The 15,280-nt window shown below is 62.8% G+C and carries 12 protein-coding genes and 1 riboswitch; of the genes, 4 read left to right on the top strand and 8 right to left on the bottom strand.

The features are described 5' to 3' along the window. Positions 1–73: 73 nt before the first annotated feature. On the top strand, positions 74–2,617 hold the full coding sequence (locus ACYQ47_RS30935) for a mechanosensitive ion channel family protein (RefSeq protein ID WP_459908561.1): 2,544 nt from the start codon (positions 74–76) through the stop codon (positions 2,615–2,617). Between the two features lie 13 nt (positions 2,618–2,630). Here the strand turns inward: ACYQ47_RS30935 and ACYQ47_RS30930 are convergent, their stop codons facing one another. After that, complete coding sequence (locus tag ACYQ47_RS30930; protein WP_459908559.1) at positions 2,631–3,209, bottom strand: cysteine dioxygenase family protein; 579 nt, start codon at positions 3,207–3,209, stop codon at positions 2,631–2,633. 132 nt (positions 3,210–3,341) lie between these two features. On the opposite strand from ACYQ47_RS30930, the gene ACYQ47_RS30925 reads away from it, so the two are divergent. Together ACYQ47_RS30925 and ACYQ47_RS30920 are read left to right on the top strand one after the other, a co-directional pair. After that, positions 3,342–3,809: an Lrp/AsnC family transcriptional regulator gene (locus ACYQ47_RS30925; protein WP_244827553.1), complete on the top strand. Its 468-nt coding sequence runs from the start codon at positions 3,342–3,344 to the stop codon at positions 3,807–3,809. A gap of 402 nt (positions 3,810–4,211) precedes the next feature. Next, on the top strand, positions 4,212–4,445 hold the full coding sequence (locus ACYQ47_RS30920) for a hypothetical protein (protein WP_244827554.1): 234 nt from the start codon (positions 4,212–4,214) through the stop codon (positions 4,443–4,445). A gap of 9 nt (positions 4,446–4,454) precedes the next feature. On the opposite strand, the gene ACYQ47_RS30915 is transcribed toward ACYQ47_RS30920, so the two are convergent. Beyond that, positions 4,455–7,067: an FUSC family protein gene (locus tag ACYQ47_RS30915; RefSeq protein WP_459908556.1), complete on the bottom strand. Its 2,613-nt coding sequence runs from the start codon at positions 7,065–7,067 to the stop codon at positions 4,455–4,457. 212 nt (positions 7,068–7,279) lie between these two features. Here ACYQ47_RS30915 and arfB point away from each other — a divergent pair, with 212 nt between their 5' ends. Further along, entirely contained in the window at positions 7,280–7,687 is a 408-nt protein-coding gene (arfB, locus tag ACYQ47_RS30910; RefSeq protein WP_250464280.1) for an alternative ribosome rescue aminoacyl-tRNA hydrolase ArfB, read from the top strand. Positions 7,688–7,731: 44 nt separating this feature from the next. On the opposite strand, the gene ACYQ47_RS30905 is transcribed toward arfB, so the two are convergent. The 6 genes from ACYQ47_RS30905 to thiC form a co-directional block, all read right to left on the bottom strand. Next, positions 7,732–8,256 carry a hypothetical protein gene (locus tag ACYQ47_RS30905; protein ID WP_244827557.1) on the bottom strand — a complete coding sequence of 175 codons (525 nt, stop codon included), beginning with the start codon at positions 8,254–8,256 and terminating at the stop codon, positions 7,732–7,734. Between the two features lie 119 nt (positions 8,257–8,375). Then, the gene (locus tag ACYQ47_RS30900) at positions 8,376–9,302 is read right to left on the bottom strand and encodes a DMT family transporter (protein ID WP_459908554.1); all 927 of its coding nucleotides are present in this window, start codon (positions 9,300–9,302) and stop codon (positions 8,376–8,378) included. A 97-nt stretch (positions 9,303–9,399) separates the two neighbouring features. Continuing rightward, positions 9,400–11,001, bottom strand: coding sequence for an L-lactate permease (locus ACYQ47_RS30895; protein WP_459908552.1), 1,602 nt, complete (start codon positions 10,999–11,001; stop codon positions 9,400–9,402). A gap of 643 nt (positions 11,002–11,644) precedes the next feature. Next, positions 11,645–12,190, bottom strand: a complete 546-nt coding sequence (locus tag ACYQ47_RS30890) for a hypothetical protein (protein WP_244827560.1) — start codon at positions 12,188–12,190, stop codon at positions 11,645–11,647. A 207-nt stretch (positions 12,191–12,397) separates the two neighbouring features. Then, a complete protein-coding gene (locus ACYQ47_RS30885; RefSeq protein ID WP_244827561.1) occupies positions 12,398–12,610 on the bottom strand; it encodes a glycine zipper domain-containing protein in 213 nt (70 codons plus the stop codon). 220 nt (positions 12,611–12,830) lie between these two features. Next, positions 12,831–14,762, bottom strand: coding sequence for a phosphomethylpyrimidine synthase ThiC (gene thiC, locus ACYQ47_RS30880; protein ID WP_459908549.1), 1,932 nt, complete (start codon positions 14,760–14,762; stop codon positions 12,831–12,833). Between the two features lie 177 nt (positions 14,763–14,939). Beyond that, positions 14,940–15,079, bottom strand: a riboswitch (TPP riboswitch). Positions 15,080–15,280: the final 201 nt, after the last annotated feature.

The following is a 15,280-nucleotide window of genomic DNA, read 5'->3' as shown; positions in this document are numbered from 1 at the left end:
CCGTTACGTCCGATTCGGCCGATGCCTTCACCGCAGCCGCTAAACTGGCGGTCTTTCGGAAATCGAGACAGTTATGAAGTCACGCAAGCTCGCGCATGACGGCGCGCTGGCGATCGTCGCGATATTTTGGATGGCCGCGCTTGCGCTTTTCTCGCCCGCCGCGTTCGCGGCTCCGGCGCTCACGCTGCCTTCGTTCGAGGAACTGATCAAGCCCGCCGCACCCGCATCCGCTCCCGATGCGGCTTCCGGCGTGACAGACCCGGCCGTATCGGATGCCGACATGGTGCGCTCGCTCGATACGGTCATCTCGACGCTCGACAGCGATCGTCAACGCGGCGCGCTCGTCGCGCAATTGAAGAAACTGCGCGAAGCCAAGCGCGCGGCCGAGACGGCTGGCGCGGCACCGGGCGCGGTCGCGGTCGATTCAGCCGCTGCGTCAGGCGCAAGCGCGCCCGCGGCCACGCCGTCGACGGCATCGTCGGTCGTGGCGAGCATGGTGCAGAACGCGGGCTTGCTGGGCGCGATAGCATCGGCGCTCACGAACATCGAAGCCGACGTGAAGCGCGGCAAAACGCCGATCGCGTACTGGGGCGGGCGCTTCAACGCGGCCGGCAACGAACTCTTCACCATCGTCACGAGTCAGAGCCGCGAGCCGTTTGGCCGCACGCTTTTCAATTACTTCGCGATGCTCGTCGGCTGGGGCGCGTGCGCGTTCGTCCTCGTCTATGTGCAGCGGCAGGTCCACGCGCGTTACGGCATCCAGGCCGGACTGCATTCCAACCCGACCACGCGCGAATTGCTGCTCTTCGCGCTGCGGCGCGTCGCGCCTTATTTGTTCGCGTTTCTCGTCGCGCTGGCCTTCGTGCGCATGATGCCGCTTTCGCTCGGCCGCACGCTCGCGATGGTCACGGCCTACGCCATCGTGGCGGGCGCGGTGTTCTCGGCGATCTGCCTCATCATGTTTTCGCTGTTCGGCTCGGCACACCGGCGTGTGGCGGTGAACGTGCTGATCATCCGCGCGCGGCGGCTCCTGTTCCTGATCGGCACGTTCGGTGCGCTCGGCGACGCGGCCGCCAACTACGACGTCGCGCAGCAACTCGGCACCAATCTGTCCGCCCTGATCTCGACCTTCGCAAACATGGGCGCGGCGGCGCTTACCGCGTATTTCGCGCTGGCGTTCCAGCGGCCGGTCGCGCATCTGATCCGCAGCCGCACCTACGAGCAGCGCAACACGCGCAAGGCCGCGACCGAGACCTTCGAAGTGGTCGCTTCGTTGTGGCAGGTGCCGTTGCTGCTGCTGGCGTCGGCGTCGGTGGTGGCGACGCTCGCGGGCATCGGTACATCAGAGAACGTGTTGCAGATGGCGATTGCGACCGCCGGACTGCTCGTCGTCGCGTTCTTCCTGTCGGCGATCGTGATCCGCATCACGCGGCCGAAGTCGCAGAAGCCGCGCCGCCAGTCGGCTTACGTGCGGCGGCTCGTGAAGTTCGCCGGCACGATGATCGTGACCGGCGTGTGGCTCGTATTCCTCGAACTGTCGTCGCGCTTCTGGGGTTTTTCGCTCGCGCACATGGCCGAGGAGAGCGTCGCGGCACGCGGCATCACGCGCGCGTTCGCCATGATCGTGCTGACGTTTTTCATAGTCTGGCTGGTGTGGATCCTGATCGATACCGCCATCCAGGAGACGTTGCGGCCCGATTCCACGCGGCGCGGCACGCGCGGCCCGAGCATGCGCGCGCGCACCATGCTGCCGCTCGTGCGCAACGTCGTGTTCGTCGTGCTGCTGATGATCGCGGGCATCGTCACCGCGGCCAATCTCGGCCTGAACGTCACGCCCTTGCTGGCGGGCGCGGGCGTGATCGGGCTCGCGGTCGGCTTCGGCGCGCAATCGCTGGTCGCGGATCTGATCACGGGGCTTTTTATCATCATCGAGGACACCATTTCCGTCGGCGATTCGATCGAGGTGGAAGGCGGCCACGCGGGTATCGTCGAAAGTCTGACGATCCGCACCGTGCGCCTGCGCGACGGCCAGGGCGCAATCCACGCGATTCCCTTCTCGCAGATCAAGACGGTGAAGAACCTGTCGCGCGACTTCGCCTACGCCGTGTTCGAAGTGCGCATGCCGTTTTCGGCGGATGTCGACGAAATCACGCAAATGATTCGCGAAGTCGGAGTCGAGCTGATGGACGATCTACGCTACCGGCGCGAGATGCTGGGTCCGGTGGAGGTCTGGGGACTGGACCGTTTCGATCCGAACTGGATGGTCGTGAAAGGGCAGATCAAGACGCGGCCGCTGCAGCAATGGAGTGTGGCGCGGGCGTTCAATCTGCGCATCAAGCGGCGGATGGACGAGGCGGGCATCGAGATTCCCGTGCCGCGGATGCATGTGCAGATGAGCCGCACCGACCTGCATGCCGCGTTCGAGCCGCACGCCGATGGCCGCGCGCAGCGCATTTGGACGGGCGAAGAGCGGCTGCTCGAGGACGAGGAATTCGTGGATGCCGATCCCTCGAAGGCCCGCGATGTCTCGCACGAACCGCGTCCCGCGCCGCCGCCGACGGACCAGTCCGTGCAAATTCCGCCGCAGATTCCCACGGCGGAGCCGGGCAAAGGTTGAGGCAAACGCGTCATCAGGCCGCGAGCAAGTCGTTCACGTGCGTGGCAATCTCGTCGCCCGCGACGCCGTAGATATGCAGCGAGATCGCGCGCGCGGTGGCATCGGCGGGATTTCCCAAGCGGTGAATGGCGCCTCGGCCCGCCTGCACGAAGGAGACGTCGCCGGCATCGCGCGCGTGACGCCGCGTTTCGATGGCTGATGCCGAAGGCGCGTCCCAGCGATAAAGCGTCTCTTCAAGCGTCCCGTCGATCACCGCATAGCCGCACCACGTTCGATGACCGTGCACCGGACTCGCCTGTCCCGGCTCCCAGACGAGCGCGGCGATGGCGTAGCGGTCAAGCGGATCGGCCGCCAGCAGATGACGGCGATAGCCGCGCGCGCCGCTCTCACGCTGATCGAGACGCAGCAGGCTCGTATCGGACGAAGCGCGCCGCAGAGCCGCACGCACGCGCGATCCGAACGACAAGGCATCGGCGGAATGGAAGGCGGCATCGATTTCATCGCAGAGCCGGTTTAGCGCCGAACCGCCGCGTGGCGACGCCGGCGCTTGATCCCGAGGCCGCGAAAGGCGGCTGAACGCTTCGAATTTCATGATGACGGCACCGGTTTTCGTTGTGTTTCGCGAACAACATTTATACCGGCTTGCGCCCAGAATTAGTTTCCATATAATTCCGCTCGAAGAACCAAAAATAGAATAATTTCCTATCGGGGGTGCGCTGTGGGAATGGACCTTATCGATCGCAAGCTGCTGGAATTGCTGCAGACCGACGTGACGATGCCTATCGCCGAGCTTGCGCAGCGCGTGAATCTTTCGCAGACACCGTGCTGGAAGCGCGTGCAGCGCTTGAAGGAAACCGGCGTGATCCGCGCACAGGTGGCGCTATGCGATCCGAAGAAGCTGGGTGTCGGCACCACGGTGTTTGTCGCGGTACGCACGAATCAGCACACGCAGATCTGGGCCGAGGACTTCACGCGCGCCGTGCGCGACATTCCGGAGGTCGTGGAGGTGTATCGGATGAGTGGCGAGACGGACTATCTGCTGCGCGTGGTGGTATCCGATATCGACGATTACGACCGCGTCTATAAGCAGCTCATTCGCGCCGTGCCGCTCTACGATGTCAGTTCGAGCTTCGCGATGGAGCAGATCAAGTATTCGACCGCATTGCCGGTGCGTCCCACGCTCGAATCCTGAGGCGTGACTTGTTTTCAGATGGCGGTTGGCGCTTGCCCGCGCCATGCCACTTCGGTCCGCACCAAGCGCCTGCCTGTGGAAGGCGCGGCATGATCGATTCGCCAAAAAAAAGCCGCCCGTGGAGGGCGGCGTAACGCGTCCAGTCACTAGGTATTCCGGTCTAGCCCTTACTGCCCCGGCCGGAATCAGACGCGCATGGAATCGAAGGAAGTATGGCCGGTGACGCGGTGCCCCTCAAGCGGGACCGTGCAGCAAAGAATTTCGCGGTGCTTGGCCGTCTTCCGAAACGGCGCGCGTGGACATGCGGCAGATCGAGGAACGGTCGGCGCAACGCAACTGAAAACCAGTGCGGGTACTATCACGGGTTGATGACGAAACGCGCCAGGAGACGCAACATCCGCCATGACCGATGACCGCAACGACCGCCGCCCGGACAGCACCCGCAACGGCGCGCCCAAGAAGAAGAATCCGACATTCGGCGTCGGCGCGTTTATCGTCGTCGTGGTGTTGCTCGTGATCGGCACGCTCGCGTATAACGCGATTCGCGAGAAGCGCGACTTCGATCAACAAAACGCGACGCCTTCGCCAGCGAGCGATGCGCGGCCGGCCGTGCCGGCGATCGGAGCGTCGCAGTAGCCGAGCCCCTCAAACCGGCAAGCGAATCTGCGCCGCATCCTTGCTGATCAGCGCGGAAGCCGTAAGCATCTGCTTGCATTGATGCGCAAGCAGTTTGAGATCGTGAAGGGTATCGGCGGGCAACGCCTGCGTGCGTTCGGCGTTCGTGACCATGGCGTCGAGTTCACGGCGCAGTTCCTTGATGTCGTCCGCATTCGCCGGTGTCGCTTCTTCGCGCGCGGGCTCCGGCAGCGCGCCCTGTGCATCGGACAGATTGTCGCGCACGATTCCGAAAGTCCGTTGCAACGGTTCGAACGCCTGACCTTCGGCTTCGTTGATCGTTTGCAGAAGCGGCGCCGCTGCCGTGATCTGCGACGCGAGCACGTGACTTTGCACGAGCAGATCGTTGAGTTCGGCGACGTATTTTTGCTGCGCCTTGGGCTCCAGCATCATTCGCTGGAACGCTTGCGCGAGATTGGCGAACGCAATGTGCACGTTCTTGCGCGCGAGCCGGTAGCGGAAGTCGCGGTCCAGCGCGGTGGCGGCGACGGTCGCGGCAGCCGATGCGCCCTTGCTGGTGGTCGCCGCCGTGCTCTCGCCGATGCTCACCGACGACAGCTTTTCCGCCGTTGCGCTCGCGGCACGTACCGCCGATGCCGTCACGAGATTCGGATCGAGCGCGGGAGTGTCGACGGTGGATTCGTTGGCGGCTTCTTTCGCGATCACGATGGTCGATACGGCGGCGTCGTCTAGCGTCTGTGTCGCGGTGGCCGTGGCGACGGCGGCCGGTGCAATCGAATCTTGCATGCGGGTGCTTGTACCCGCACCCGCACCCGCACCCGCACCCGCACCCGCACCCGCACCCGCACCCGCACCCGCACCCGCACCGCCACGCGCTTTACTCTCCGCTTGCCCCGCGCTCGCGCTCTTGGCCTTCCACCACCAACTCGCCTCGAGGTAATTGCGCGTCGCGCCAAGCAGATCCTTCACGAGCTTGCCCATCAGCCGATATTCCCAATACGGGAACAGATGGCTCGCCGCGATTGCAATCGCGCAACCAACCACCGTATCGATAGCCCGTTCGCCGATCAGCCGCATGCTTCCCGGCGCGAGCAGATGAAACATCAAGAGCACATACGACGACGTGAACACCACGCTCGCCGCATAGTTGAAGAGCAGCAGGCTGTAGCTCATCACCATCGACGCGAACATCACGATGAGCAGAATGTGCGGCTCCTTCACGAGCAGAATCAGCGCGATGGTCAGCGCGCAGCCTATCGCCGTGCCGATGATCCGCTGCGTGTTGCGCTGCTTCGTGAGCGAATAGCCGGGCTTCAGAATGATGACCGTGGTCATCACGATCCAGTACGCGTTCGTGAGCGGCAAGAGCCGTCCCAGCCAGAAGCCGATGCCCACCGCGATCGTGACCCGAAGCGCGTGCCGGAAGCTCGGCGAGGCCATCGTGAGATTCGAGAAAATCTGCATGAACGGCACGCGCCGGCTCGATATGAAACGCGACAACGCATGGTCGATCTGCACTTCGGTTTCGATCAGGCTCGCGTCATCGCGCGTGCGGCGGCGCATCTTGTCGATCAGGCGCGTGGCGCTCCACAAACGGCGGAACACCGCCGCCGCGGCCGCGTAGGCTTCGGCGTTCTTCTCGGGCATGCCGTGCTTGCGCATGAGTTCGAGTTCGTACTCGATAGCGCGCAGCTCCGCCTTCATGCTGATCTGCCTGGGCGCGGAACTGTTCTGCAATACGGCCAAGCCGATTTCTTCGAGATCCGCGCTCGCCTTGCGCATCAGGTCGCGATAAAAGATCAGCACGTCCGAGCCCGCGAACGTCTTGCGCACGAGCGGATAGTCCGTATGCGCGCCGACGAAGAACTCGTGCAGATCCACCACGTTGATGAACAGATTGAAAAGCCGCGCGCGCCGCGCGTCGAGCTTGCGGCTTTTTACTTTCGGCAGATTGCGCAGCACGATGTCGCGCGCGGCTTCCTGTTGCTCCACCGCCGCAATCTGCTTTTCGATGAGCTTTCGGTAGCATTCGTCGAGATCGGCGTCGTTGTCGTAAAACTCGGCGCGCGCCTGCAAATATTCCGCGCAACTGAAGATGCTCTGCGCCAGCGCCTGCTGTTCGATGCGATACACGAGCAGCCGGCTCACGAGCGTGGCCCAGTACGTGTACCAGAGGCCGCCCAGCAAGATCCACGACGCGTTGACGAGCGCCTGCATCGGCGTGAAGTGCTCTTCCAGCGTGACCACCATCATGAAGAGCGTGGCGAAGCTGATCTGCGGCCAGCGGTTGCCATAGACGACGATCAGCGAGAGCACGAAGGTGAGCGGCACGACCGTGAGCCATAGCGTCAACGGATGCGCCGTCGCAATGCCCGTGGCGAGCGCCGAGAAGAAGCCGATCACCGTGCACGCGAGCATCTCGTTGTGCTTGTATTTGAGCGGACCCGGCATGTCGATGACACACGCGCCAAGCGCGCCCGTCGCGATGGTGAAGCCCAGCTCGCGATTGTGAAACACGATGAGCATGAGCACGGCGGGCAGGGACACGCCCAGAGCGATCCGCAAGCCGCCGAAGAAATACTGGCTGTAAATGAACTTCCTGATTTCGAACGAATAGCGCATCGACTTCCTGGTTTGACGCTCGTTATGACCACGGGCGAAGCACGCTCCGGACCCAGGCGGTCAGGCGGGTTGAGTCTATCGCACTTGTCATGCACTTATAACTCACTTGCGCTTCGTTCGGAACTCGTCCGAATGGCCAGCTTTTCGGCGCCTCGCGGCCTTTGTTATGCTCACGTGAAAAGCGCCGAACACATCTTCAAGGGAGCCCACCGATGAGCGACAGCATCGCCGTGCCGCCGCACGAGATCGAGCTGACGGCCGTGCGCGCGCAGGGTGCGGGCGGGCAGAACGTCAATAAGGTATCGAGCGCCATTCATCTGCGCTTCGACATCCGCGCATCGTCGTTGCCGGAGCACATCAAGGCGCGGCTGCTCGCGCTGTCGGATAGCCGCGTGACGCGCGATGGTGTGGTCGTCATCAAGGCGCAGGAATATCGGACGCAGGACATGAATCGCGCGGCGGCGCTCGCGCGGCTCGACGAGCTGATTCGCAGCGTGAGCATCGTGCGCCGCAAGCGCATCGCGACCAAGCCAACGCGCGGTTCGCAAGTGCGGCGCGTCGAAGGCAAGGTCAGGCGCGGGGCGATCAAGGCTGGGCGCGGGCCGGTGCACGGCGACTGAAGCGGGAATTCAAGCGGGATTCGAGCGGGAGTTGAAGCGGCGCGTCAGCCGTGCTGCTCCGCGGGCGATACATCGAGCGGCCCGAGCATGATCGTCTTAAGCCTGCCGCGTCCGAGCACGCGCGCGAGTTCCGCGAAGACGCAATAGTTGAAGACGAGCGTGACGAGCAAAATCTGCACGGCCCAGAATTGCGGCCAGTTCAGATGGTCCAGCAAGTCCTGGTGCGCGGCCGCAAGACTATGCGTCTCTTTCCAGAACTCGAACAAGCGCTCCAGGTAATGGAGCACCAGCGCGACGAGCGTGTAAATGACGGTTTTCCATCCCGCATTCCAGATGAGCGGGCGCTCGGGATAGCGATTGATGAACGGCAGCATGTCGGCGAGTAGAACCGCCTTGCCGAGAATGAGCGAGGCGACGAGCACGGATGCCGACGCGGGAATCGACAGGCCGGCGCCTTTCACCATGAGCGCGTGCACGACCATCACCACGTGCAGCACGACGAAGAAGAACAAGGTGGGCGGCAGCATCTTCATCAATTCGTGCCTGGCCTTCGCGAAAAAGTCGTGCATGGTCTGCTCCAGGAAACGCATGGATGCGCATGCCGGCGCGTTGCACGAAATGCAACGCGCATCTGAACAATTCGATGAATCTCGCACTGCGGCAGCGGCTGCGCTGTTTGCAGTCTAGTTCAGCCTACGAGCTTGCGGCGTCCTGAAAACGGCAGGCGCTTGATCGCGCCGGTGGCGAGCGCGGTGCCCGCAAGGACGACGGCACAGCCTTCGAGCATGACGAGCGACACCCGCTCATGCAGAAACAACGCGCCCCACAGAATGCCGAAGAGCGGAATGACGAAAGTGACGGTCATCGCGCGCGCGGGACCGACGACCGCGACCAGATGGTAGTAGATGAAGTACGCGATACCCGTGCAACCCACGCCCAGCGCGAGCACCGCCGCCCATGCAGGCGCGGAGACCGGCGCGGCGGGCCACGTGACGAAGGCGATAGGCGCGAGCACGAGCGTCGCGCCGATCATGCTGCCCGCGGCGTTGGTCATGGCATCGACGTCCATCAGATACTTTTTCGCGAAGTTGCCCGCAACACCATATAGCGCCGATGCCGCGAGCGCCGCGGCCGCCGCCAGCACGCCCGCCCCGCCCGATCCCGCCGATCCGGGCGAGCCTTCTATCTGATTCCACACGAGCAGCAGCACCCCCGCGAAACCGATCGCCGTACCGATAGTGCGCAAGGTCGTGAGCCGGTCCTTCAGCCAGAGATAGGCGACGAGCGCGCCCCACAGCGGCGTCGTCGCATTGATGACGGATGTGGCGCCAGCCGAAAGCGTCAACTCAGCATAAGCGAATAGGCAGAACGGCGCGGCCGAATTGAGAATGCCGACGATGAGTAGCGGTAGCGCACGCTTGCGCATGATCGCGAGACTGCTCGAAAACTGGCGGCGGCCGAGCAGCATGGCGACGAGAAACACGGCGCCGATGCCGACGCGCAAGGCCATGAGCGGCGCGACGCCGAACTCGGCGACGCCCACGCGGATAAAGAGAAACGACGCGCCCCAGAGCGCGGCGAGACAGACGAGTTGCAACAAATTGACGGGTGACATGACGATGCGGACTTCAGTGTTCCAAGGAAAAGTCCGCGCATGTTAGCACCGCGCCGTGCGCCGTCGGTCATCGCGCCGATGAGACCGCAAGGAACAATCAATGTGGCGGAATCATCCACGTCAACACGTTCTGCTGCAGCCACACGAGAATGCCGAGAATGATGGTGAGCAGAATCGAATGCTTGAAGGTGCGCGCGAAGACGAGTCCTTCCTTGCCCTTGAGTTCGGTCGTGGCGACGCCCGTCGAAATGTTTTGCGGCGAGATCATCTTGCCCATCACGCCGCCGGACGAATTGGTCGCGGCCATCAGCACAGGATTGAGATTGAGTTGATGAGCGGCGACCACCTGAAGGTTGCCGAAGAGCGCGTTGCCCGAGGTATCGCTGCCTGAGAGAAACACCGCCACCCAGCCGAGAAAGGCCGACACGAGCGGGAAGAACGGCCCGACCGAGGCCACCCCGAGTCCGAGCGTGTAGTTCATGCCCGAGTAGTTCATGAGATACGCGAGCCCGACGATGGTCGCCACCGTGAAGATGGCAATGCGCGTTTGCACCCAGGTATCGACGATAGCGTGGCCGAACTCGCTTGCCGGCAGCTTTACCAGGAGCGCGGTGATGATAGCCGCCACGAGAATCGCCGTGCCGGTGGCGAGCGGCTGGAAGTCCCAGATCGCGCCGTAGGGCTGATTGTAGAGCGTGATGTAGACCGCCTTGTCGAGCCCTGGCCACGGGACCTTCACGTCGCCGATGAGGAATATCTTGGCTACCGTCCAGACGATCACCACGACCGAGACGACGATCCACGGCATCCATCCCTGAGCGGCCGAGACGTTGCCGCGCGCGTTGGCGAGGCGATCGACGTTCACCGCGAAGCGTTCGTCGGGCGCGGGCTTCCAGACGCGCAGGAACGCTATGGTGAGGATCAGCGAGACGAGCGAGGAGAGGACATCGGTGAGCGAATAGCTGATGTAGTTCGACGTGACGTACTGCGTCAGCGCGAACGCGCCGCCCGAGACGAGCAGCACGGGCCACACGCGCAGCATGTTGCGAAAGCCCGCGTAGATACCGATAACATAGAACGGCAGGAAGAACGCGAAGAACGGCAACTGGCGGCCGACCATCTTGGCGAGTGCATCGGTGGGCAAGTGTGTGACCGCGCCGAGCACGGTGATCGGTACGCCGAGCGCGCCGAACGCGACTGGCGCCGTGTTGAAGATCAGCGTGAACGTGAGCGCTTCGAGCGTCGGAAAGCCGAGCAAGATCAAGAGCGAACTCGTGATGGCGATCGGCGTGCCGAAGCCCGAGATGCCTTCGAGCAATGCGCCGAACGAAAAGCCGATGACCACGAGCACGATGCGCCGGTCGTTCGGCAGGTTGTCGATCATCCACACGCGAAACGCTTCGAAGCGTCCCGAGCGTTGCGCGACGTTGTAGAGCAGGATCGCGGAGAACACGATCCACATCACCGGCCAGAGCGCGAACACGGCGCCGGCCGCGATGGAGTCGAGCGCGAGTCCAAGCGGGAAGTGCCAGCCCACCATCGCGATGATCAACGCGACGATCAGTCCCGCAAGCGAAGCCTGCCACGCGGGACGGCGCGCCCAGCCGAGCATGACGAGTACGACGATGATAGGCAACGCGGCAACGATGAAGGAGAGCGCGAGCGAACCCGCGATAGGCGTGAGGATCTGATGGAACATCGGGTCTCCTGTGTCTCTATTCTTGGATGGATGCCGCGGTCTTCGCTGCTGGTTCGAGTGGTATCGAAGACTTTAAGCAACCGCATAACGCGCTCACTAAGAATAGGGCGAGGATGGCCCTCGTCAAGGCTTGAATATTGGCGTAAGGATGCCGGATGGAAGCGGAAAGGGACGTGACGCATCTGCTCCGTTCGGACGGTTGGTCACGCGTTTCGCGGGATGCGGCGCTCAGCTCTCGACGGTCGCTGGAGTAGCCGTTGTTCGTTGTGCGGCGCTGGAATCAAGACGCGATGCCGGCACTTGGCGAAATACCCAGAGCGCGAGCAGCCCAAGGGATGCGACCATCCACAGCAGGAAAAAAGCGAAGGCCATCATGTCCAATCCCCGAGAACGATAGGTAACGCTTGGGCTGACACCCGCGCGGTCCAATAAGTAGGGATACCATTTAGCGATAATCGTGCCAAAGCACCGGCGTAATCCGCCAGGGCCTTGTCGGATAAGGAAAGTGGCCGATCGTACAGAGTGGCAAGGCAAGCGAATTGCGTCTGCATTGCCGGAAAATGTTTCAGAGTTGTTACTTTTGTCGGTAATAGCGGCGCAGAGTGCGACATCGACGCCGCATTCGAGCGTGGTGTTTCCTTATTCAATGGCCATGGCCGCCACCGCCATGTCCACCGCCGCCTTGCCAACTGCCACCGCCGCCGTGCCATCCGCCGCCACCGCCGTGCCATCCACCGCCGCCGCCATGCCATCCGCCGCCATAGCCGCGTCCCCAGCAACATCCGCCGCCGCCCCAGTAGCCGAAGCCGATCGACACCGACGGATAACCGTAGCCGTAATAACCGGGGTAAGCAGCATATGCGGGATAAGCGGCGTAAGCGGGATAAGGTGCGTACGCGTAAGGATAGGGATAAGCCGGCGCATACGGCGTGCTCGTATAGATCGTCGAGTAGTCGACTGTCGGCGCGGCCACTGCGTACTGAGCTTGCGACGGCGCGTTAGCGGCACTGACGCCCGAAGCACCTTGCGCCGGTAACGCGAACTCACGTTGCGTATAGGCAGCGGGAACCGGCGGATAGTAATAAGCGGGGTAGTCGGGATACGGCAGGTAGCATCCGCCGAGAAGCAATCCGGCAGCAAGCGAAGCGGCCGCTGCCCTGTAACCGAAGATGATGCGCGGGGAAATCATGATGCTGCTCCTTGCTTGCGGCTTGCCGGACTCTACCTATGCGATTGCGAGGAAGGGTCCGTTAAGAAGGAGCTTACTCGATCGTTGCGGCGTGCGCGTCGCGCGTCCGCTAACAAACCTCGGCGTGTATCAATCCTGAAACAGCCCTCGATCGAAGCGGCGGCAAGCATCGCTGCTTGCCGCATAAGATGACTGTGGATCGCCCGCTTACTTCCCGACTTGATTGCCGATAACCCCGCCTACTGCCGCGCCCCCCAACGTCGATAACGCGCTTCCGCCGATCACGGCCCCACCCGCGGCGCCAACACCAGCGCCAACAGCCGTATCGCGTTGACGCGTCGTCATGTTGTCGCAGGCCGTGAGTCCGGCGAGAAGGGAAACGACCACTGCTGCGGCGCCGATTTGTTTGATGATTTTCATGTCGACTCTCCAGAACGATTGATCAATGAAACGGCCGCGGCTTTGCCCACGCGTCCTGCCGTTCGATCACGATCTGGCTTTCATCGACGGACGCCGCAACGTTTTTTTCGCCGGTTCGTTCGTTTATCAGCAGGAAAGATGCCCGAAACGGTGCACGCGCGCGCCATGCAAAAACGGCCTGCAAGGAAGCACAGGCCGTTGCGTACAGTCAGCGTTTGCTTCAGGTCGGCTGATAAATCTCCGCGCCCTTCTTCACGAACTCGATGGCCTTGGTCTGCATGCCCTTGGCGAGCGCATCGCTTTCGGAGACGCCTTGCTTGGCCGCGAAGTCGCGCACGTCCTGCGTGATCTTCATCGAGCAGAAGTGCGGGCCGCACATTGAGCAGAAATGCGCGACTTTGGCGGAATCCTTCGGCAAGGTTTCGTCGTGAAACTCGCGCGCCTTGTCGGGATCGAGGCCGAGGTTGAACTGGTCTTCCCAGCGAAACTCGAAGCGTGCCTTGGATAGCGCGTTGTCGCGCACCTGCGCGCCTGGATGACCCTTCGCCAGATCGGCCGCGTGCGCCGCGAGCTTGTACGTGATGATGCCGGTCTTCACGTCGTCCTTGTTCGGAAGTCCGAGATGCTCCTTCGGCGTGACGTAGCAAAGCATGGCGGTGCCGAACCAGCCGATCATCGCCGCGCCGATGCCCGAGGTGATGTGATCGTAGCCCGGCGCGATGTCGGTGGTGAGCGGCCCGAGCGTGTAGAAGGGCGCCTCGTCGCACCATTCCAGCTGCAGGTCCATGTTCTCCTTGATGAGCTGCATCGGCACATGGCCGGGGCCTTCGATCATCACTTGCACGTCGTGCTTCCACGCGATCTGCGTGAGTTCGCCGAGCGTCTTCAGTTCGCCGAGCTGGGCTTCGTCGTTCGCGTCGTAGATGGAGCCGGGACGCAGGCCGTCGCCGAGCGAGAACGAGACGTCGTACTGCTTCATGATCTCGCAGATGTCTTCGAAGTGCTCGTAGATAAAGCTTTCCCGATGATGCGCGAGACACCATTTCGCCATGATCGAGCCGCCGCGCGAGACGATACCCGTCATGCGGTTGGCCGTCAGCGGCACGTATTGCAGGCGCACGCCCGCGTGAATGGTGAAGTAATCGACGCCTTGCTCGGCTTGCTCGACGAGCGTGTCGCGAAAGATTTCCCAGGTCAGGTCTTCGGCCTTGCCGTTGACCTTTTCGAGCGCCTGATAGATCGGCACCGTGCCGATCGGCACCGGCGAATTGCGGATGATCCACTCGCGCGTCTCGTGAATGTGCTTGCCCGTGGACAAGTCCATCACCGTGTCGCCGCCCCAGCGGATCGCCCAGGTCATCTTGTCGACTTCCTCGCCGATCGACGAACTCACCGCCGAATTGCCGATGTTCGCGTTGATCTTCACGAGGAAGTTGCGCCCGATGATCATCGGCTCGCTTTCCGGGTGATTGATGTTCGCGGGGATGATCGCGCGGCCGCGCGCCACTTCATCGCGTACGAACTCGGGCGTGATGGCCTTCAGGGCGTCCTTGTCGAACGGCACCGCGCCGAACGACTGGCCGGGATGCTGACGGCCCATCATCGCGGCGAGCTTTGCGCCGTTCGGACCGCTCGTCTTGAGGCTTTCGAGGTATTCGGCGCGGCGCTGATTCTCGCGAATGGCGATGTATTCCATCTCCGGCGTGACGATGCCCTGCCGCGCGTAATGCATCTGCGACACGTTCTTGCCGGGCGTCGCGCGTCGCGGATGACGATGCAGATCCGGGAAGCGCAGCTCGGCCGTTTTTGGATCGGCGGCGCGCTCGCGGCCGAATTCGCTCGAAAGACCCGCGAGTTCCTCGGTGTCGCCGCGCGCTTCGATCCAGCCGGCGCGCAACGCGGGCAAACCGGAGCGGATGTCGATCTTCGCGTCCGGATCGGAGTAGGGGCCGGACGTGTCGTACACGTACACCGGCGGATTCTTTTCGCCGCCGAAACTGTCGGGCGTGTCGGACTGCGTGATCTCGCGCATCGGCACGCGGATGTCGGGCGTCGAACCCGTCACGTAGACCTTGCGCGAGTTGGGCAGCGGCGCGATGGCGGCTGCATCGACGATGGCGTTTTCGGACAGGAACTTGGGATTCGCATTCATGTGCTGTTTCTCCTTTTCAGTCGCAGGGACGGTAATTGACAGCGAGCACGCGGGCGATCGAATGAACGACGAACAAACGAACGCCGGCGAGCTCGGCTGATTCAGGAGCTAGACAGGGAGGAACGAGATGGAAAGGTGCGGGCCCGAGAAGACGTGGCGCGTGAGAGAGATACCGTGCGCCGAGGCCCGAACGCTTCCCTGCGCTGGCATTATCCAGATCAGGTTCAAAGGGTATTTCTCACCCACATTGCACGGGCCATTCAGTCGACGCAGCCGGACGAATCGCGATGTGCAACGCAGGACCCCCGCGTTAGCAGGCGTCACCATACATCGTGGCGTGGCATCTTGGCAACCGTTCGCGAAGTTTGCGCTGAAGCGCAGGCGCTTACTGCATAATGGCGAGCGCGCGATTTTCGGTACTTACCCGGATGTCGTCAGCAGTCGCCCCGCCTGTCGCTTCCGCACTTCTTTCGCTCCGTCATGCCGTCCATCGTCAGTCCCGCCTCGTTCGTCACCTG

The sequence above is a fragment of the Caballeronia sp. HLA56 genome, from assembly GCF_054655155.1.
This window is presented reverse-complemented; position numbering and strand designations above follow the sequence as displayed.

What these genes read in the sequence shown, in the direction of transcription:
- ACYQ47_RS30915 (WP_459908556.1), bottom strand. Translation starts at nt 7,067, where the DNA reads ATGCGCTATTCGTTCGAAATCAGGAAGTTCATTTACAGCCAGTATTTC.
- arfB (WP_250464280.1), top strand. Translation starts at nt 7,280, where the DNA reads ATGAGCGACAGCATCGCCGTGCCGCCGCACGAGATCGAGCTGACGGCC.
- ACYQ47_RS30890 (WP_244827560.1), bottom strand. Translation starts at nt 12,190, where the DNA reads ATGATTTCCCCGCGCATCATCTTCGGTTACAGGGCAGCGGCCGCTTCG.
- ACYQ47_RS30905 (WP_244827557.1), bottom strand. Translation starts at nt 8,256, where the DNA reads ATGCACGACTTTTTCGCGAAGGCCAGGCACGAATTGATGAAGATGCTG.
- ACYQ47_RS30935 (WP_459908561.1), top strand. Translation starts at nt 74, where the DNA reads ATGAAGTCACGCAAGCTCGCGCATGACGGCGCGCTGGCGATCGTCGCG.
- thiC (WP_459908549.1), bottom strand. Translation starts at nt 14,762, where the DNA reads ATGAATGCGAATCCCAAGTTCCTGTCCGAAAACGCCATCGTCGATGCA.
- ACYQ47_RS30925 (WP_244827553.1), top strand. Translation starts at nt 3,342, where the DNA reads ATGGACCTTATCGATCGCAAGCTGCTGGAATTGCTGCAGACCGACGTG.
- ACYQ47_RS30930 (WP_459908559.1), bottom strand. Translation starts at nt 3,209, where the DNA reads ATGAAATTCGAAGCGTTCAGCCGCCTTTCGCGGCCTCGGGATCAAGCG.
- ACYQ47_RS30900 (WP_459908554.1), bottom strand. Translation starts at nt 9,302, where the DNA reads ATGTCACCCGTCAATTTGTTGCAACTCGTCTGTCTCGCCGCGCTCTGG.
- ACYQ47_RS30920 (WP_244827554.1), top strand. Translation starts at nt 4,212, where the DNA reads ATGACCGATGACCGCAACGACCGCCGCCCGGACAGCACCCGCAACGGC.
- ACYQ47_RS30885 (WP_244827561.1), bottom strand. Translation starts at nt 12,610, where the DNA reads ATGAAAATCATCAAACAAATCGGCGCCGCAGCAGTGGTCGTTTCCCTT.
- ACYQ47_RS30895 (WP_459908552.1), bottom strand. Translation starts at nt 11,001, where the DNA reads ATGTTCCATCAGATCCTCACGCCTATCGCGGGTTCGCTCGCGCTCTCC.